We start from the raw sequence: 18,376 nt of genomic DNA on the forward strand, positions 1-18,376 counted from the left end.
GCGCCGGGACACGGGAGGAGATCGCATGGAACAGCGGTACCTGGGCGGGACCGGGCTGCGGGTGAGCGAGCTGTGCTTCGGCGCCATGATGTTCGGCGGCGGCGAGGGCGGCGCGGACGAGGCGACGGCGCACCGGATGCTGGACGCGTTCACGGCGGCGGGCGGCACGTTCGTCGACACGGCGGACGTGTACGGCGGCGGGGTCTCGGAGGAGGTGCTGGGCCGCTGGCTCAAGGGCCGCCGCCGCGACGACCTCGTCATCGCGACGAAGGTGTTCCTGCCGATGGGCGAGAGCCCGAACGCCCGCGGCCTCAGCCGCAAACACATCCTGTCGGCCGTCGACGCGAGCCTGCGCCGCCTGGGCACCGACTACATCGACCTCTACCAGACGCACGTGTGGGACGCGCGCACGCCGCTGGCGGAGACGCTGTCCACGCTCGACGGCCTGGTGCGGGCCGGGAAGGTCCGCTACCTGGGCACGAGCAACGTCAGCCCGGCCCAGCTCCAGAAGACCCTCGACCTGTCCCGGGCGCGCGGCTGGGAGCCGTACGTCTGCCTCCAGCCGCGCTACAACCTGCTGGCCCGGGAGGCCGAGTGGGAACTCCTGCCGCTGAGCGCGGCGGAGGGCGTCGGCGTCATTCCCTACAGCCCGCTCCAGGCGGGCTGGCTCTCGGGGAAGTTCCGCCGGGGCATGGCGGCGCCGCCCGCGGGGGCCCGGGGCAGTGGCGCCTGGGAGGAGCGCGCCACCGAGGAGACCTGGCGGGTCGTGGACGCCGTCCTCGCCGTCGCCGAGGAGACCGGCCGCACGCCCGCGCAGGTGGCGCTGCGCTGGCTGCTCCAGCGCCCCGGCGTGACCGCGCCGATCGTGGGCGCCCGCTCGGTGGAGCAGCTGACGGACAACCTGGGCGCGGCGGGCTGGGCGCTGACGGCGGAGCAGGACCGGCGTCTGACGGAGGCGAGCGCGCGGCCGCTGCCGTATCCGTACGACCTCCTGGCGCACTTCACGGACGAGCGGCCGCACGGCTGAGCCGGGGCCCGCGCGACACCGCGCGAACCGTCAGTCGACGACGGCGAGTTCGCGCGCGGTGGTGTTGAGGCGGCGGCCGCCGTCCTCCGTGACCGTGACGATGTCCTCGATGCGGACGCCGAAGCGGCCCGGCAGGTAGATGCCGGGTTCCACGGAGAAGCACATGCCCGGGACGAGCGGCTGCTCCTCGCCCTCGATCATGTAGGGCGGCTCGTGCGTGGTGACGCCGATGCCGTGGCCGGTGCGGTGGATGAAGTACTCGCCGTACCCGGCCTCGGTGATCACCGCGCGCGCCACGCGGTCGACGTCCTGGCAGGCGATGCCCGGCTTGACCGCGCGGCAGGCGGCGTCCTGGGCCTCGCGGACCACGTCGTGGACGCGCTGCTCCTCGGCCGAGGGCTCGCCGACGTGCACGGTGCGCGAGGTGTCGGAGCCGTAGCCGTGCCGCAGGCCGCCGAAGTCGAGGACGACCATGTCGCCGCGCTCGATGACGCGGTCGCCGGCCTCGTGGTGCGGGCTGGCGCCGTTGGGCCCGGAGCCGACGACGGTGAAGTCGACCTGCTCGTGCCCGAACTGCCGCAGCAGGTCCGCGAGATCACCGGCGACGTCGGTCTCCTTGCGGCCCGCGAAGGTGACCTTCTGGATCTCCTCGTACGTGGCGTCGGCGGCGGCTCCGGCCGCGGCGAGCCGCTCCAGCTCGGCGGCGTCCTTGACGGCGCGGAGCATCGGCAGGGCCTCGGTGAGGGCGGCGTAGGAGCTGTCGGGCAACTGCCGCTGCAGGCCGAGGAGATGCAGGGCCCAGGCGTTGTCGCTCACGCCGAAGCGGCCGCGGGCGTCGAGCAGCGGCGCGGTCACGTCGTAGGGGTCCATGCCGTCGGTCCAGTCCCGCAGGGTCAGCGCGGGGGCGCCGGCCGCGCGGGCGGCGTCGGGGGCCTCCAGCTTCGGCACGACGAGGACCGGGTCCCGGCCGGGGGCGATGACGAGCAGGGTGAGGCGTTCGGTGTCGGCGGGCACGCGGTAGCCGGTGAGCCAGACCAGGTCGGGGCCGGGTGCGACGAGGACGCCCGCGAGGCCCGCGTCGGCGGCGGCGCGGGCGGCGCGGTCCATCCGGGCGCGGTAGTCGTCGGCGGTGAACGGCGCGGGCGTGACCGTGGTCATCGGGCCTCCTGGTCCGGGTATGGGATCTTCCCCAGCATCCTGCACGGTCGCGCCGGGGCTCGCGAGGGGGTATCCCGTCGGGGCGGGTGTCGGGTGTCGGGCCGGCGGGGCGGTGGCGCGTCGCCGGGTCCGTGGGCACCGCCCGCGGCCCGCGCCGCCTCAGCCCTCGACCGCGAGCCGCACGCCCAGCAGCACGAGCACCCCGCCGGACACCTGCTCCAGCCTGCGCCGCACGGCGGCCCGCGAGAGCACCGCCTTCATGCGGCCGACGCACCACACGTACAGGCCGTAATAGCCCACCTCGTAGAGCGCCCACAGCGCGGCGAGGCCGATTATGAACGGCAGTCGGGGCGCGCCCGACGGCACGAACTGCGGCAGGAAGGACATCGCGAAGACCGCCGCCTTCGGGTTGGCGAGGTTGAGCAGCAGCCCGCTCCGGTAGGCCGCCCAGGACGACCGCGCCGTGACCGGCGCGTCGGCGTCGTCGGCGCCATCGGCGTCCTCGGCGCCCGCCTTCTTCTTGCGCGCGTTCCACAGCGTCTGGGCACCGAAGACGAGCAGCACCGCGGCGCCGAGGAAGGCGACAAGGGTGGTCAGCATGGCGCCCATGGCGGCCATGGCGGCCGGATCCACCCCGTGCCACCGGTTTGCGATTGGCCGTTCCGGCATCGGTCTGACTAATGGTTGGATCACCTCCAGCCATTAGATCATCTCGGCACGGAGGGGCGTACGACATGCTGGTACTGGCGCAGATCAGTGACCTTCACCTGGACGGGACGGCACGCGCGACGGAGCGGGCCGAGCGGGTGCTCGACCATCTGCGGGCGCTGCCCGGGCCGTTGGACGCGCTCCTGGTGACCGGCGACATCGCCGACCACGGCGAGGAGTCCGAGTACAAGGAGGCCGCCCGCCTGCTGTTCACCGACGCGCCCTGGCCGGTCCTTACCTGCCCCGGCAACCACGACGTGCGCGGCCCCTACCGGACGGCGCTGCTCGGCGAGGTCACGCCCTCGGACGCGCCGGTGAACCGCGCCCACCGCGTCGGCGGCACCGAGATCCTGATGGTCGACTCCAGCCTGCCGGGCAGCGACGAGGGACAGTTGGACGAGGAGACGTACGCGTGGCTGGAGGACCGGCTCGCCGGGCTCGACGACGGCACCCCGGTCCTGCTGTCCTTCCACCACCACCCCGTCCGGATGCACCACCCGCGCCTGGACACCTGGCGGCTGCGCGCACCGGAGCCCCTCGCGGCCCTGGTGGAGCGGCACCCCGAGATCGTGGGCCTGATCATCGGGCACGCGCACACCCCGGCGGCGACCACCTTCGCGGGGCGGCCCCTGATCGTCGGCCCCGGCGTGGTCTCCACGCTGCGGCTGCCGTGGGAGGGCGAGGGCCTGGTCGACCTGGACGCCCCCGTCGGGCTCGCCTTCCACGTCCTTGACGACGAGCGGCGGCTGACCACGCACTTCCGCGTCGTCACGTGACCAGGCCGGGGCGCGCCGTCAACACCTGCCGCGCACCGCTCGCGTGACGGACCGTCAGCGTGACGTTCCTGCCCGGCCTGGCGCCCGCGACGGCCTTCGCCAGGTCACCGGCCGAGGTGACCCTGCTGCCGCCGAACGCGAGCAGGACGTCACCGCGTACGAGACCCGCCGCGTGCCCGGGGCCCGGCTGGTGCACCCCGACGAGCAGCGCGCCGCCTCCACCCGGGGCGTCGACGGCCTCGACGCCGAGGGCGGGGCGCGGGGACCCCGGCCCGACGGCCGCGGCGCCCTTGCCGGAGGAGGCCGTGCCCGAGGTGGCCTTGCCCGAGGCGGTCTTCTTCGGGGACGCGTCCGGGGGCGTCTTCGGGGGAACGTTCGAGGCTTCCTTCGAGGGCGCTTTCGGGGACGTGGCGTGGTCCGCCCCGGAAGACGCCCCCGCCCCGGCCCCTGCCCCGGCTCCCGAGGCCGCCCCCGGCGCCGCGCCCATGGCCGCGCCCTGCTCGCCCGCCTTGCTCTGCATCTCCGCGAGCTTGCTCATGCCGATGACCGTGGCGCCCACGGTACCGAGGCCGATGCCCGAGAGCAGCAGGACCGCGGCGCAGAACAGGCCGAAGAGGAGCGAGAAGAGCCGTCTGCCGCGGCGCCGTGCGGCGTGCGGACGGTGGCCCTTGCGGGGTGCGGCGGGGCGTCCGGGTTTCCCGGGCGCCTCGGACGCGGTGGTGGTGGGGGATGGCCGGCCGGGGTCGGGCTCGTCTCCCGGCAGCGACTTGGGACGCAACGCGGTCTGTTCCATGGCTCGCCTCCGGCCACAGCCCTACCCGGCGTGACCCCGCGCGACGATTCACGAACGGGTGACGTCCAGGTGTGCGGCGAACACCTCGGCGGAGCCGTGCAGGGCCCCGGCGTGCAGCAGTTCGGTGCGGTGGACGACGCGTGGCTCGGTGAGCGGGACGGCGACGGTGCCGGGTGCGGCGGCGGCCGACTCCGGGAGCAGGACGAGGCCGTGTCCCGTGGCGACGAGGGCGGTGAGGGTGCGGACGTCGGTGCCTTCGTAGCGCAGGGCCGGACGGAAGCCGCCACCGCCGTGGGCCGCCCGCAGCTGGTCCAGGGGCAGGCCCGCGCCGGGCGCGTCAAGCCAGCGGGCGTCGGCCAGGTCGCCGAGGCGCAGGCCGGTGCGGTGGGCCAGCGGGTGGCCCGCGGGCAGCAGGACGCGGACGGGTTCCTCGCCGACGCCGCGGACGCCGAGCGGGGCCACGTCGGTCAGGCGCAGCGGGTCGCTGGGCGCGGCCAGGCCGTCGACGAGCCCGAGGGGCGCCGCGCCCGTCGCGACGGCCCCGGGGACGTCCGCGCGCGGCAGGACGCGCAGGGTGACGCCGGTCGGCGGGAGCGCCCGGAGCGTGCGGGGTGTCAGGGCCGTCGGCGCGGCGACGAGCGTGAGGGCCTCGTCGACCGCGCCCACCAGGGCCGCGACCTGCGCGCGGGCCGCGTCGATGCGCAGCAGGAGCGGGCCCGCGTGCTCCAGGAGGCGTTCGCCCGCGCGGGTGGGTGCGACGGGGCGGCGGGTCAGGAGCGGGGCGCCGAGGTCCTGTTCCAGGGCGGCGATGTGCTGGGAGACGGCGGACTGGGTGTAGCCGAGTTCGCGGGCGGCGGCGGAGAACGAGGCCAGGCGGGCGACGACGACGTACGTGCGCAGGAGGTGCGGGTCCATGCCGTTCAGGATCGCCCACGTGCATCAGCGTTGCTTATGGAGGGTGCAGATTTGATCGTTGGACGTGAACGGGCGGGGCCGCCGAGGATGAGGTCCATGACCGAAGCACCGGCCCCCGTGGCCCGTATCGCCCTGATCGCCGACCGTTCGCCGTCCGTCATCGCCCACACCCGCGTCCCGCTCCTGCTGTCCGCGCTCGCCGCCCGCGACGGGCTGCTCCTCGACGCCTACTGGATCCCGACGCCGGACGCCGAGGAGCCGGACGCCGTGCGCGGCTTCGACGCGGTGTGGGTGCTTCCGGGCAGTCCGTACCGCAGCGAGGCGGGCGCGCTGGCCGCGATCCGCACCGCCCGCGAGGACGGCGTGCCGTTCCTCGGCACGTGCGGCGGGTTCCAGCACGCGCTCCTGGAGTTCGCCCGGAACGCGTGCGGCCTGACCGGGGTCGCGCACGCGGAGAACGACCCGGACGCCGACGACCAGATGCTCACGCCCCTCGCGTGCTCGCTCGTCGGCCACGAGGGCGTGGTGCGGCTCGCGCCCGGCTCCCTCGCCGAGTCGCTGCTCGGTGCCGACCACTCCCTGGAGCGCTTCCACTGCCTGTACGGCCCCGACGGCAGCGTCCACCTTCCCGTCCTGGAGTCCCACGGTCTGCGCTTCAGCGGCTGGGACGAGCAGCGCCAGGTGCGGGTCGCCGAACTTCCCGGCCACCCCTTCTTCCTGGCCTCGCTCTTCCAGCCGGAGCAGTACGGCGACGGGTCGCGGCCGCATCCGTTCGTGCGGGGGCTCGCCCGGGCGGCTGTGGCGCACGCGGTGGGGGCGCGGGAGCCGGAGGGGCAGGGAGCGCGGACCGTCTGAGCCCACGCCCCCCGCCGCCGGGGTCGCTCGTGGAGTCGCCTTCAGTGGCCGCCCCCGTGCCCGCCCCCGTGGCCGCCGTGCCCGCCGCCGTGGTCGAACTTCAGCGCCTCCTTCGGCATCACGACGAACGGCCGCATCATCCCCATGTCCTCGTGTTCGAGGAGGTGGCAGTGGTACATGAACCGGCCGTACGCCCCGTCGAACTTGCCGATGACGCGGAGGAGCTGGCCGCCGGGCACCCGGAAGACGTCCTTCCAGCCGCGCTCGTTGGGAGCCAGGGGGATCCTCGTGTCCGGGTCGTGGGCGATCGGGGCGCGGGTGCCGCCGACCGTCACGTCGAAGCCCGAGGCGTCGTACGCGTCGCGGCCGAGGAGCTGGAAGTCGGCCAGATGGATGTGCATCGGGTGGGTCACGTTCGGGGCGACCGCGAGGTTCAGGAAGCTCCACTGTTCGTACGCGCCCTCGCCGATGGTGAAGCCGAGGCCGTCGTTGAACGTGCGGGCGATGCGGCGGTACGTCTTCAGGACGCCGTCCGGGCCGCGCAGTTGGATGATGCCGTCGGCCGGGATCCGGACGGACCCCGGATCCTTCACCTCCACCATCTCCCACATCTCCGGGTGACCGCCGCCGCCCTTCGTGGCGGGCGGGGTGAGCACGACGAGGCGGTGGCCGTGCGGCACGCCGTGGCCGATGGCCCGGAAGGAGCCGGACAGGACCTCGGGCAGCCGGAAGGTCTCCGGGGCGCCGCCGCCCCTGCCGACGCGGAACTCCATGACGTGCGGATAGGCCACGTCACCCGCCGGGTCGGGGACGCCGGGCGCGGCGTTCGGCCCCTTGTTGACCAGGCGGAGCCGCTTGCCCGCGAGCGTCCGGAAGTCCACGAGCAGGTCGAAGCGCTCGGCGGGCGCGACCGTCAGAATGGGCAGGGCCGCGTCGAAGTCGACGGGCACGGGCCGGGGCAGCAGGCCGCCGTCGCTGCCGATCTGGTGCAGCACGCCGGGCACCGGTTCGTCGTCCTCGTCGACGAGGACCAGGTCGTACGTCCGGGCGTTCGACGCGTTCACAAGACGGAGGCGGTACCAGCCCGGGGCCACGTCCGCGTACGGCCAGATGCGGCCGTTCACCGTGGTGTACGGGCCGGTGAAGGGCAGGGAGACCGGCTTGCCCGTCTCCGCGTTCTTCGGGTCGACGATCGTGGTCTTGTGCAGGAGGCGTCCAGTGAGGCGGCCGTCCTCGTCGGTGTCCAGGTTCCGGTCGGCGAGCAGCAGCGGGATCTCCCGCTTGCCGGAGGGGAGTTGGAGCGCTTCCTCCTCGTCGTCGCGGACCAGGTACGTGCCGTAGAGCCCCGCGTACACGTTCCACCGGGTGATGTTCATGGCGTGGTCGTGATACCACCACTGGACCGCCTGGTGGTCGTTCGGATATTCCGACAGCTGGGCGTCGCCGTACCCCACGGCGTTGTCCGCCCAGCCGTCGTTCCCGCCGCCCGTCTGCGCACCGTGCACGTGCGTGACCGTCCAGGCGGGCAGCGCCGCCACGTCCTTGTTCGGCTCGACGCCGTCGCGGCCCGGGCGGGTGCTCGGCGGCGGTGACGTGCGCGGGGCCTCGACGGCCGTGACGGGGAACTCGCTGTCCTTGGGCACGCGGTTCGTCCAAGCGATCCGCACGCGCTCGCCGCGGCGCACCTCGATGGTGGGCCCCGGCACGCTCCCTTCGTACCCCCACATGAGCGTGGGCGGGAGCTGTGGGTGCAGGCGCACCCAGGCGGGGCGGACGGCGATCTCCGTCTCCTCCAGGACGTCGCCGCCCGCCGGGCGCAGGATGGGCGGGACGGTCAACGGCGCCATGAACGGCGTCAGTTCGCGGGTCTCCAGGTCGCGCGTGGCGGCATCGCGGTCGAAGTCCGCGTGTGCTCCGGTCTGCGTGTCAGTCACGTCGGTCAAGGTCGAACACCCCCGTGTTCAGCTGTCTTCAGTGATGCGGCTGACTCGGCTGTTCTTCAGCCCTCACCCCAGAAGACTCACGGCATGCGGCGAAAGTTCCATGAATCCCGCATTCCGGAAAAACGGCGCATGACGGGTGCATGGCAGATGCAGGAGGATGCGTCGTGGGCGTCCTGCGGGGCGCAGGGCGGTGGTGCGGGTGAGGGGCTCCCGGGCCTCCGGTGCGGGTGAGAGATCGCGGTTTCCCGGTGCGGGAGTGACCGGCACGTCTAGGCTGCGGGTCCCGGGACCCGGGTCCGTACCCACCGCCGACCCCGGCCCCGGCCGCCGCCATCGCCGACCCGGTCACCGTCGCCGTCACCGTCGCTGCCGCTGCCGCTGCCGCTGCCGCCGGAAGGAGAACGCGCCCCATGCCCGACGCCCCGCCGCTGCGCGCGGAGCTGCTGCTCGACCAGGAGGCCCCCGAAGCCCTCGGCCAGGACCTCACCGCGGCACTCGACGGCCTCGGCGTCCGCACCGCCCGCGTCCGCCGGACCCTCGACCACCGCGGCGTCGGCGACCTCCCGTGGCTCCTCCTCGTCTCCCTGCCGCTCCAGGCCTTCCTCGGCGGCCTGGGCGCGGAGGCGGTGCGGGACGCGTACGCGTCGTTCAAGGGCGTGGTGCGGCGCGCGGCGGGCCGGGGAGCCGCGGGCGACGGCGGGGTGCCGCGCCCCCTGGTGCTCCAGGACGACCGGAGCGGCCTGAGCGTCGTCCTGGAACCGGATCTGCCCGCCGAGGCGTATGAGCAGTTGCTGGGCCTCGACTTGACGACGTTCCGAATGGGTCCGCTGCACTACGATCGCCGACTCGGCCGCTGGCGCTCGGAGTTGGACGAGGCCGCGGGCTGAGTGCCCGTCACCGGCTGCTGAACGGGGGCTTGTGGGAGTGGAGCCACGGACGGAGTCGGCCGTCGCCGACGCGGAGAGTGCCTGTGCGGAGGGGGAGGCTCACCTCGGGCGGTGGGGGGTGGGGGACTTGGGTGGCTTGAGTGGCATGGCGGGTGGGGCCGCAGGCGCGGGTGGCGCCGCAAGCGCAGGTGGCGCCGCGAGCGCGGGTGCTGATGCCGGTGCCGTCGAGCGGTCCTTTCGGCTCGCCCTGTCGCTCGCCCCCGGCCCCGGCGTCACCGCGCGGGCCCGCGTGGGGCTCGGGCGCTTGCAGCTGGCCGCCGGAGAGTTCGACGGCGCCCTCGCCGAGTTCCGCCTCGCCCACGACACGGCCCCCGACGACTCCGCCCCTCTGTTCTGGCTCGGCTGCGCCCTGGCCCACCAGGGCGAACTCGACGCCGCCGAGGCCCACTTCACCCGTTGCCTCGCGGGCACCACTCCCCACCCGCGCGCCCTCGTCCAGCGCGCCTACGCACGCGTGGCCGCCGGGAACCGGGACGGGGCGCGGGCCGATCTTCGTGCGGCGGAGCGGGATGGAGTCCTCGACGACGAGGGGCGGTGGGTGGCGGCGGTTCTATCGGGGGTACGAGGCGCTCCTGAGCCAGACGTACAGGGCACCTCCGAGCCGGAGCCAGAGCCGCAGAGCACCCCCGGGCCCGCATGCGGCGCCCCTCGCATCGCCGCACTGCTCCGCAAGGCCGGGCTCGCCGCGCTCGACGGCGCCGACCCGGACTGGCCGCGAGCCGCCGCGCTGTTCGGAGCGGCGTGGGACATCGCGCCGGACACCGGGGGCCACGCGGCGCTGTACGGCGTCGCCCTGGCCGTGGGCGGGCGGCGGACCCACGCCGTCGACGTCCTCGACGCCGCCGCCCGGCGCGCCCCCTCCGACCACCGCGTCACCCACGCCCTCGCGATCGCCCTCCTCAACTCCCCGGCACAGGAGCCCCGCACCGACGGCCCACCCCCGGCCGCCCCGCCCTGCGAGCGCGCCGTCGCCGCCTGGGGCGCCCTCCTGTACGACGTCTCCTTCTGGGACCGCGTACGCCTCACGGCCGGGCGGCGGTACGGCGTGGACGTGGCCGCCGACCTCGTGCCCGACCTCCGCGCCGGGCTGCGGGACCGGGTGGCGCGGCACCTGCCCGACGAGGGCGACCGCGGCAGCCGCGTGCCCCCGGACGCGCTCCTCCAGCGCGAGGCCGACGCCGCGCGGCTCCTCGACGAGGCCGGAGGGTTCCCCGGGCCCTGGGGCACCCCGCTGCGCTGCGGCCCGCTGGCGATCGCCGCGCTCGGCCGGGTACGGGAGTTCGGCGTCTTCACCGCCACCGGGGGCGGGGCCGCGATCACCACAGGCGCCGACGCCGAGACGGGCACAGGCACAGGAACCGGCACAGGAACCGCCACAGGAACCGGCACAGGAACCGGCACGGGAACCGCCGCCGACACCGACCTCGCCCACCCCACCCTCGTCCACCCCTTCTCCGAACTCGGCTTCGCCCAGCTCCAGTTGACCGCCGGACTCCCCGGCGACGCCCTCGCCGCCCTCGCCGAGCTGCGCTGCCGCGACTGCCGCGCGCGGGCCCGTGCGGCGGGCTCGGCCGCGGCGCCCGTCTGCGAACCGGACTGCGCCCGCTTCGACGCGCTCAACCCCGGGTACTCGGGCCTCCCCGACCGCCACCGGCGGCTCGCCCGGGACGCCAGGGAGCTGGCCCTGGCCGCCCGCGTCACCCTCGGCAGGGACCACCTCACGGCCGACCGGCCCGACTTCGACGCCGCCGCCGCGTGCTGGCGCCGCGCCCTCGTCCACAGCAGACGTCTTGAGCGCTACCGGCACACCCAGGCAGCCGTCGTCGGCCTCGCCCTCGCCGCCGCCAAGGACGCCTACCGCGCCGGTCGCCTGACCCGCGCGGCCGGCACCCTGGAGACGGCCCGCTCCGTCATCGGCGCCAACGAACGACCCCGCCTGGACGGGCAGTTGGCGCGCGTGCTCGCCGACCGCGGCATCCGCGAGGCCAACCGTGAGGACCCCGACCTGGAGACCTCCGCGAGGGACCTGCGGCGCTCCGTGGCGATCGCACCGCGACTGCGGCGGGCACAGCTCAGCCTCGGTATCGTGCTGCACGGCCTGGCCCTGCGCCGCTGGGGCTCGGGCAGCCTGTCCGGCGCGCGCACCGCCCTGGAGGAGGCCGTCGGGCAGCTGACCGCCGCACTCGCCCACTTCCCCGACGACCCGGAGATCACGGAGCAACGGAACCGGATACAGGGCGAACTCGACTTCGTACGCGAGCAGTTCGACGAGAGCTGGAGGTGAGCGACGGCCGTGCTCCAGTACGAGGAACTGCGCATCCGGGTCCGCCCGGTCGGCCCGTCCCACTGCCTCGTGGCCGTCAGCGGCCCCGCCTGTGCCCTCGGCGTGATCACCGTGGACGGCGCGCCCGCGGCGTTCCGGGCCCGCTGGGACCGGCTCGTCGAGGCCGACCTCGGCCTCGCCCCCATGGGCGAGCGGCACACGGCCGAGCAGCTGCGTGAACTCGGCCGGGACGTGTACGCGTTGCTGTTCGGCGGCGCGGGACAGGGAGGCGGCGCAGGACAGGGAGGCGGCGCGGGCGGAGTCGGCGAGGCCGGGAGCTGTCTGGCCGCAGCCCTCGAACTCGCCCAGCGCCTGCGCCCGCCGCGCGGCCTGCGCCTCCGCTTCGACCTGCCGCCGCACCTGCGGGAACTGCCCCTCGAAGCGCTGTGCGCGCCCGCCGGCCTTCCGCAGCAGTCCCTCGCCCTCGGCCCCGGCTACTCCCTGGCCCGCTCGCTGCCCGGCGGGCCCCTCGGCCGCCGCCTGCCCGACCCGGCGGACGAGCCCAGCCTGATCCGCCTCGTCGTCGCCTGCGCCTCCCCTGCCGGGTCGGGTCCCGCGCTGCGCGTGGACACCGAAGTGGCCGCTCTGCGCCACGAGTTGCCCGAGGTGGCCGTCCGTACCACCGTCGTCGAGCGGGCCACCCGCGAGCGCCTGGAGGCGGCGCTCGGCGCACACGGCGACCTGCCCACGGCCGTGCTCCTCATCGCCCACGGAACGTACGACGAGGACCTCGGCAAGGGTGTCGTCCACCTGGAGACGGACCGCGGCGGTGTGGACCCGGTCCCCGCCGACCTCCTGAGCGGCATCCTCCTCAAGGCACCCCGGCTGCGCCTCGCCGTCCTCAACCTCTGTTCCGGAGCCGACAGTTCGGGCCCCGACGGCGTGCACTCCGAGCCGTTCTCCGGGCTCGCGCAGGCGCTGGTCGGCGGGGGCGTGCCCGCCGTCGTCGCCATGCGCGGCCGGGTCAGCGACGTGTCGGCGGGCCGCTTCAGCCCGGAACTCCTGAAGGGGCTCGCGGCGAACCGGACCGTCGACGAGTCGATGGCCGCCGCGCGCCGCCGCATCTCCCATCTGCCGCGGCACACCGCCGTCGAGTGGGCGACGCCCGCGCTGTTCCTGCACGCGGGGTACCGGCACGGGTGGCTGTTCAAGGCGCGCGAGGTGCGCGACGACGACAGCGCGGCGCCCGACCCGCTGCGCGAGGGCGCGGAGGCCCTGCGCGCCTTCCAGCGGCCCGTGGGGCACGTGGGCGCGGCGACGTTGATCGACGCGGCGCGCTTCGAGCGCGACCGCGGCGAGTGGGCGCAGGTCCTCCGGATCCTGCGGACACCGACGCGGCAGTACGAGGACGAGCAGCGGCAGTTGCGGGACGAGGCGGCGTTCGAGCTGGCCTGGCCCGCTCTTGACGCGCTGTGCGGGGTGCTCGCCGCCGGGCGTGACGGGGCGGACGCGGCGCGGCGCCTCGCCGCGGTCGGCGAGGCGCTGCCGTGCCCGCTGCCCGCCGCGCTCGTCGACCGCGCGGACCGGCTGCGCCACGCCGCCGACCTGGCCGACCGGGCGCGGGCCGCGGAGGCCGCCGCCGACTGGCCCACCGCGATCGCCCTCTACGAACAGATCCTCGCCACCACCCCCGACTCCCCCACCCCCCGCTCCCGCCTCACGGCGGCCCGCACCCACCTCCGCCTCGCCACGGCCCTCACGACGGCCACCCGCGCCCACCACGCCACGGACTGGCCCCAGGCCGCCCACGCCTACGCCGAGGCCCTGGCGCTCCACCCCACCGACCCGACCCTCACCGCACGCGCGGCATACGCGCGGGGCCGCATCGCGGAGGGCGCGGGTGACTGGCAGGGAGCGATGGAGGAGTTCGGCGTCTGCGTGGAGGCGGGCGGGGGCGCGTTGGGCCGCGGGGGTGTCGGGGAGGGCGTGGGCGGTGGCGAGAGGGCGGCTGTCCAGGAGGGGTCGGGCACCGGGGAGGACGTGGACGGCAGCTCGGGGGCAGGTGCCGGGTACGGCTTGCGGGACGGAGTCGGCGCGGCCACGGGGCGCGGGGGCGCAGGCACCGGCGAACAGGCGCGCGCCGGGCAACAGGCGAGTGCCGGGGATCGGGCAGCCCTCGGGGAGAGAGCAGGTGCTGGAGACGGCTTGCGGGACGGAGTCGGCGCGGCCACGGAGAGCAGGGCGGCGGGCGCCGGGGAACAGGAAGGTGCCGGGGACGGCTTGCGGGCCGGGGCCGGTGCGGCCACAGGGCGCGAGGGCGCAGGCACCGGGGAACAGGCGGGCGCCGGGCAACAGGCGAGTCCCGGGGAACGGGCAGCCCTCGGGGAGGGGGCAGGTGCCGGGTACGGCCTGCGGAACGGAGTCGACGCGGCCACAGAGAGCAGCGCGGCGGGCGCCGGGCAGCAGGCAGGCGCCGGGCAACAGGCGAGTCCCGGGGAACGGGCAGCCCTCGGGGAGGGGGCAGGTGCCGGGTACGGCCTGCGGGCCGGGGCCCGTGCGGCCACAGGGCGCGAGGGCGCAGGCACCGCGCAACAGGCGGGCCCCGGGGAGCGGGCACGTTCCGGGTACGACGTCGACGCTGAAGTCGGCGCACTCGCCGGGAACAGTGCGGCGGGGGCCGGGACCGGCACACCCACCGGAATCTGTGCGCCGAGCACCGGGACGGGCACACCCACCGCAATCAGTGCGCCGAGCACCGGGACCGGCACACCCACCGCAAGCGGGGCGGCTGGTGCCGACGCGGGTGCGCCCGGCGAGAACGGCGCGGTCACGGCCGACCGGCTGTTCCCCGGCGGCAGCCCGACCTCCCCGCCGCCGGCCCCGCCGAAACCCTCCGCTCCCCCGCGCACCGCCAACGGCGACCATGGCGTAAGCCCCGCCCCTTCCGGCCCGCCCCGCACCGACACCCCCGGCCCGCCGGACGCCCCGGACATCTCCGACGCCCCCGTCCGCCACGCCTACGCACGCGGCCGCGTCGCCGCCGACGCGGGCGACTGGGCCACGGCCAGCGCCGCCTTCGGCATCTGCCGGGAGGCGGTGGCCGACAACGGAACCACGAGCGGCAGCGACGTCACCCTCCGCTGGTCCTACGCCCAGGGCCGGCGCTGCCAGGAGTCGCGCGACTGGGGCGCCGCCGTGGCCCACCTGGCCGCACTGCCCGCCGAGTTCGTCGACGTCCAGGCCCAACTTCGTTACTCCCGTGGCATGTTCGCTGACGCACAAGGCGAGTGGGACGGCGTCATCGACGGGTTCGGCGGGCTGCCGGACGAGTACGCCGACGGCGAGGTGAAGGTGCGCCGCCTCTACGCCCGGGCCCGTGCCGCCGCCGACGGCCGCGGGGACTGGGCCGCCGCCTCCGGGCTCCTGGCCGACCTCCCCGACGCCGCCCGCGACGGCACCGTGGCCCCGCTGCGCCGCAAGGTGGAGGGCCGCCGCGCGGAGGGCCGGGGCGACTGGGCGGCGGCCTGCGCCATCTACGCCCGCGCGTTCACCGACGGCGCATCCGGTGGCGCCGTGCCGCCGCCCCGCACCCCCCTGCCGCCACCCGCTCCCGACCCGGCAGGCGACGCCACCACTCCCCCTGCCCCTGCCCCACCCGGCGCCGCTCCGGACACCGCCGCCACGGTCAGCCCCACGCCGAGCACCCCCGCCACCGTCAGCTCCTCACTGCACACTCCCGCCACCATCAGCCCCTCTCCCCACACCTCCGCCACCGCCGACTCCACACCAGACACCGCCGCCACCATCAGCCCCACACCACACACCCCGACGTGCACCGCCCCCCTGAACTCCCCCACCAGCAACGCCATCGCCAGCACCAGCACCCCGGACTTCCTCACCCCCACCACCCGCGAATCCCTCCACCTCCACCTCTACGCGCTCGCCCGCACCCACGAGCTCGCCTCCCGGTGGGCCGACGCCCTGCACGCGCTGGTCGTGCTGCCCGACGCGTGGGCGGACGTGACGCCGCGACGGCGGTACGCGAGGGCCCGGGTGGCCGAGGAAGCGGTCGAGGCGCGGGGTGCGGCGCCGGGGGCGGCCGCCGCGTGGCGGGAGGTCGCCGCCGCGTACGACCAGCTCGGCGGGACGGGCGACGCGGACGGCACGAGCGGTGCGGGCGAAGGGCGGGATCACGCCGCACGGGCGGAGTACGCCCGGGTCCGCGCCGCCGAGGCCGACGGCGAGTGGGCGGCCGTGGTGACGGCGGCCGGGGCGCTGGGCGCGTACCGGGACGCGCCCGCCGTCGCCGCGTACGCCCGGGGCAGGCTCGCGGACGCGCACCAGGAGTGGCGGCGGGCCGCCGAGGCGTTCGAGGAGTGCCGGGGGCACGGGGACGCGGACGCTCATCTGGCGTACGCGCGGGGCCGGTCCCTGGAGGCGGAGGGCCGGTGGAGCGAGGCCGTCGAGGCGTACGGGCGGGCGGCGGACCGGCTCGACCGCGCCGACGTGCGCCGCCGCAGGCTGCGGCGCCTCATCGAGCTGCTGCCGTGGGCCGACGGCCCCACGCGGGGGCCGCTGGCCGCGGACCCGTTCGCGCTGCGCGACGAGACGTACCCCTATCGGGCGCTGCGCACGGCGGGCGTGCACCCGGGCGTGTCCATGGCCGCGGTGAGCGACGCCTCGTACACGCTCCTGGAACGCGGCGCGATGACATGGTCGGAGCGGGTCGCGTGGGACCAACTGCGGCTGCCGGGACGGCGGTTGCAGGTGGACGCGCTGCTGTACCGCTGGCAGCGGCCGGACGGCGTGCGGGCGGCGCTCGCCACGCTGTCGCCGGACGACGAGCACGCGGGGCCCGGCTTCGTGGACGTGCTGTGCGAGCGTTTCCCGGGCGACGCGCCGCTGCTCCTGCTCCTCGCGAGGGGCCGCGACGCGGCCACCGCCGAGTGGGAGCGGCGGCTCGCCGCCGCGCCGGGCGACATGGCGGCCGCGCACGGCCTTGCCGTGGCCCGGCTGTGGCAGGCGCAGGACCTGGAGCAGAGCGGAGCATGGGAACACGCGGTGCGGACCTGGGAGTTGGCGCTCGCGTACTGGGCCACGCTGCTGAGCGACGACGCGTACTGGGACGGCTGGCGGGCCGAGCGGGCCGCCTGCTACGAACGGAAGCTGACCCATGAGGACATGACGCGGCTGCGCTGGGAGCTGAGCCGCCATCTGTTCGGCCTGCTCCAGGCGTGCGAGCAGCGGCACACCGAGCAGGACCGGCCGCAACAGGCGGCGAGGTACGAGGAGTTGGCGGAGTTCCTGGAGGCGGAGCTCGCGGGCGCGCGGATCCTCAAGGACGTCGGCGGCCTCGCCGGGGTGCCGGGGGCGCGCGCCGCCCTCGCCTGCGGCCCACGCTACGTACGCCTCCTGGAGCTGCAACTGCCGCTCGCCGACCTGGCCGCGGACCTGGACGTCGCGGCGAAGGACGGCAAGGACCCGGGCGAGTACGCGGTGCGGGAGCTGCGCTGGGCGTTCTCGGGCCTTGCCCGGGCCCTCACGCTGTGCGCGGTGCACAAGTTCGAGCCCGCGCTGCGCGCCCTGCCCGCGTTCCCCACCCTGACGACGCTCCCCGACGACTGCGCGGGCCCCGCCGCCGCGTCCGACCCGCGCCGCCACATCGAGGGGTGCGCGTACTGCCAGGAGTTCCTGCGCCGGGACCCGGCGTACGTCCATCTGCCGCACCGGCACGCGCGGTTGCTGCAGGACGGCGTCGAACTGGCCGTCCGCGTACGCCTCGAGCTGTCGCGGACGGCGCTCGCCGACGGCGAGTGCGGGCTCGGCCGGGCGCAGGAGCAGTGGGAGCGCCTGGTGCGGGTGGCGCGCCGCGCGGGGATGACGGCGCGGGCGAAGAAGGCGCTGGTGCGGACCGTGCTCGGGCGGGTGGAGGCGCTGCTCGACGAGGACCTGGTGCGCCGCGGCGACGTCCTGGACGAGGCGATCACGCTCGTGGAGGCGGTGCCGCCGGTGCTGCACCCGCTGGAGCGGGAGGTGCGCGACCAGCTCGACGGGCGGCTGTCGTCGCTGTACTCGATGCGGGGCGTGTGGCGCGGCTACACCCGCACCAAGCACGGCATGCGCTCCGACGTGTACGGCGCGGAGGCCGACCTGCGCCGCGCCCTCGCCCTGAACCCGGCGTCCAACCACGCCCGCGACAACCTGGCCCGCGCCCTCGTCTTCACCCTGGACGCCCGCACCGACGAACTCCCCGCCCGCCTGCGCCTGTTGCACGAGGCGCTCGGCCTGCTCGACGTGGGCCTCGGCCAGGCCCTCACCCACAACTACCGCGAGACCCTCGGCGAGAGCCTGGAGGAACTCGACCGGCTGCTCGCCACGGACCTGGGCGTCGTGGGCGTGGGCGAGCTGATGCGCAGCGACGGCGCGGAGCCGCCCCCCGACGAGAACGACCTGGCGTCCTGGGCGGCCGCGCTGACCGACCGCGCGGAGGCCGAACTCGCCCGCGGTGACGTCCGCAGGGCCCTGCACCACCTGATCCGCGCCACCCGCGCCGACGTCATGGACGCCAGGGTCCGGCGGGCGCTGCTCGACGCGGTGAGCCGCTGGCTCACGGCCCTGACCACCGAAGGAGGCGACCCCTCGTGATCAAGGATCCGGACAGCGCACCGAGCCCCTACGACGTCCTCGCCGAGGCCGGCGTGACGCCGTGGACCTCGCACGCGGAGCTGCGGGACGTGCCGTTCGAACTGCTCGCGCGGCGCCTGATGACACCGTTCACGCAGGCGGCCTGGGACGAGCTGCGCACCGTGCCGGGACGGCTGCTCGTCGATCTGTTCCGGTACGACGTGGACCTCGCCGACGAACTCCCGGAAGCCGTCGCGGAGATCGACCGGCTGCTCCGGGAACAGGGCGGGCCCGACCCCGGCGCCCCCTTGTCCGACGAGGCCGCCGCCCGCCTCCTCGCCGACCTCGTCCGCTTCGACGTCTGACC

At 75.8% G+C, this 18,376-nt stretch carries 11 protein-coding genes and 1 pseudogene; 7 read left to right on the forward strand and 5 right to left on the reverse strand.

Going from position 1 to position 18,376, the window contains the following annotated elements:
• The first annotated feature begins 25 nt into the window (after nucleotides 1-25).
• Complete coding sequence (locus OO63_RS34410) at nucleotides 26-1,027, forward strand: aldo/keto reductase (protein ID WP_030360318.1); 1,002 nt, start codon at nucleotides 26-28, stop codon at nucleotides 1,025-1,027.
• Between the two features lie 30 nt (nucleotides 1,028-1,057).
• Here the strand turns inward: OO63_RS34410 and OO63_RS34415 are convergent, their stop codons facing one another.
• Complete coding sequence (locus OO63_RS34415) at nucleotides 1,058-2,185, reverse strand: aminopeptidase P family protein (protein WP_030360317.1); 1,128 nt, start codon at nucleotides 2,183-2,185, stop codon at nucleotides 1,058-1,060.
• Between the two features lie 159 nt (nucleotides 2,186-2,344).
• Nucleotides 2,345-2,806, reverse strand: a pseudogene (locus OO63_RS45065) (LysE family translocator); the annotation flags it as partial.
• Between the two features lie 113 nt (nucleotides 2,807-2,919).
• Here OO63_RS45065 and OO63_RS34425 point away from each other — a divergent pair.
• Nucleotides 2,920-3,669, forward strand: coding sequence for a metallophosphoesterase (locus tag OO63_RS34425; RefSeq protein WP_030360315.1), 750 nt, complete (start codon nucleotides 2,920-2,922; stop codon nucleotides 3,667-3,669).
• On the opposite strand, the gene OO63_RS34430 is transcribed toward OO63_RS34425, so the two are convergent.
• Together OO63_RS34430 and OO63_RS34435 are read right to left on the reverse strand one after the other, a co-directional pair.
• Nucleotides 3,662-4,462, reverse strand: a complete 801-nt coding sequence (locus tag OO63_RS34430; protein WP_030360314.1) for a PDZ domain-containing protein — start codon at nucleotides 4,460-4,462, stop codon at nucleotides 3,662-3,664. The two genes, OO63_RS34425 and OO63_RS34430, sit on opposite strands and share 8 nt — an antisense overlap.
• Nucleotides 4,463-4,510: 48 nt before the next feature.
• Nucleotides 4,511-5,377, reverse strand: a complete 867-nt coding sequence (locus OO63_RS34435; RefSeq protein ID WP_033264735.1) for a LysR family transcriptional regulator — start codon at nucleotides 5,375-5,377, stop codon at nucleotides 4,511-4,513.
• A gap of 96 nt (nucleotides 5,378-5,473) precedes the next feature.
• On the opposite strand from OO63_RS34435, the gene OO63_RS34440 reads away from it, so the two are divergent.
• Complete coding sequence (locus tag OO63_RS34440) at nucleotides 5,474-6,232, forward strand: CTP synthase C-terminal region-related (seleno)protein (RefSeq protein ID WP_030360312.1); 759 nt, start codon at nucleotides 5,474-5,476, stop codon at nucleotides 6,230-6,232.
• Between the two features lie 41 nt (nucleotides 6,233-6,273).
• On the opposite strand, the gene phsA is transcribed toward OO63_RS34440, so the two are convergent.
• Entirely contained in the window at nucleotides 6,274-8,079 is a 1,806-nt protein-coding gene (gene phsA / locus OO63_RS34445) for an O-aminophenol oxidase PhsA (RefSeq protein WP_234311286.1), read from the reverse strand.
• Nucleotides 8,080-8,585: 506 nt separating this feature from the next.
• Between phsA and OO63_RS34450 the strand changes: the two genes are divergently transcribed.
• The 4 genes from OO63_RS34450 (at nucleotide 8,586) to OO63_RS34465 (ending at nucleotide 18,374) form a co-directional block, all read left to right on the forward strand.
• Nucleotides 8,586-9,062, forward strand: a complete 477-nt coding sequence (locus OO63_RS34450) for a hypothetical protein (RefSeq protein ID WP_030360310.1) — start codon at nucleotides 8,586-8,588, stop codon at nucleotides 9,060-9,062.
• Between the two features lie 127 nt (nucleotides 9,063-9,189).
• Nucleotides 9,190-11,406 (forward strand): tetratricopeptide repeat protein, encoded by a 2,217-nt coding sequence (locus OO63_RS46155; protein WP_169786652.1) that lies wholly within the window; start codon nucleotides 9,190-9,192, stop codon nucleotides 11,404-11,406.
• A 9-nt stretch (nucleotides 11,407-11,415) separates the two neighbouring features.
• On the forward strand, nucleotides 11,416-18,030 hold the full coding sequence (locus OO63_RS34460) for a CHAT domain-containing protein (protein ID WP_030360308.1): 6,615 nt from the start codon (nucleotides 11,416-11,418) through the stop codon (nucleotides 18,028-18,030).
• Nucleotides 18,027-18,374, forward strand: coding sequence for a BTB/POZ domain-containing protein (locus OO63_RS34465; protein ID WP_030360307.1), 348 nt, complete (start codon nucleotides 18,027-18,029; stop codon nucleotides 18,372-18,374). The genes OO63_RS34460 and OO63_RS34465 overlap by 4 nt, the downstream gene beginning before the upstream one ends.
• Nucleotides 18,375-18,376 lie beyond the last annotated feature (2 nt).

It is taken from the genome of Streptomyces alboflavus (assembly GCF_000716675.1).
GTDB lineage: Bacteria > Actinomycetota > Actinomycetes > Streptomycetales > Streptomycetaceae > Streptomyces > Streptomyces alboflavus.

What these genes read in the sequence shown, in the direction of transcription:
- OO63_RS34410 (WP_030360318.1), top strand. Translation starts at nt 26, where the DNA reads ATGGAACAGCGGTACCTGGGCGGGACCGGGCTGCGGGTGAGCGAGCTG.
- OO63_RS34415 (WP_030360317.1), bottom strand. Translation starts at nt 2,185, where the DNA reads ATGACCACGGTCACGCCCGCGCCGTTCACCGCCGACGACTACCGCGCC.
- OO63_RS34425 (WP_030360315.1), top strand. Translation starts at nt 2,920, where the DNA reads ATGCTGGTACTGGCGCAGATCAGTGACCTTCACCTGGACGGGACGGCA.
- OO63_RS34430 (WP_030360314.1), bottom strand. Translation starts at nt 4,462, where the DNA reads ATGGAACAGACCGCGTTGCGTCCCAAGTCGCTGCCGGGAGACGAGCCC.
- OO63_RS34435 (WP_033264735.1), bottom strand. Translation starts at nt 5,377, where the DNA reads ATGGACCCGCACCTCCTGCGCACGTACGTCGTCGTCGCCCGCCTGGCC.
- OO63_RS34440 (WP_030360312.1), top strand. Translation starts at nt 5,474, where the DNA reads ATGACCGAAGCACCGGCCCCCGTGGCCCGTATCGCCCTGATCGCCGAC.
- phsA (WP_234311286.1), bottom strand. Translation starts at nt 8,079, where the DNA reads ATGGCGCCGTTGACCGTCCCGCCCATCCTGCGCCCGGCGGGCGGCGAC.
- OO63_RS34450 (WP_030360310.1), top strand. Translation starts at nt 8,586, where the DNA reads ATGCCCGACGCCCCGCCGCTGCGCGCGGAGCTGCTGCTCGACCAGGAG.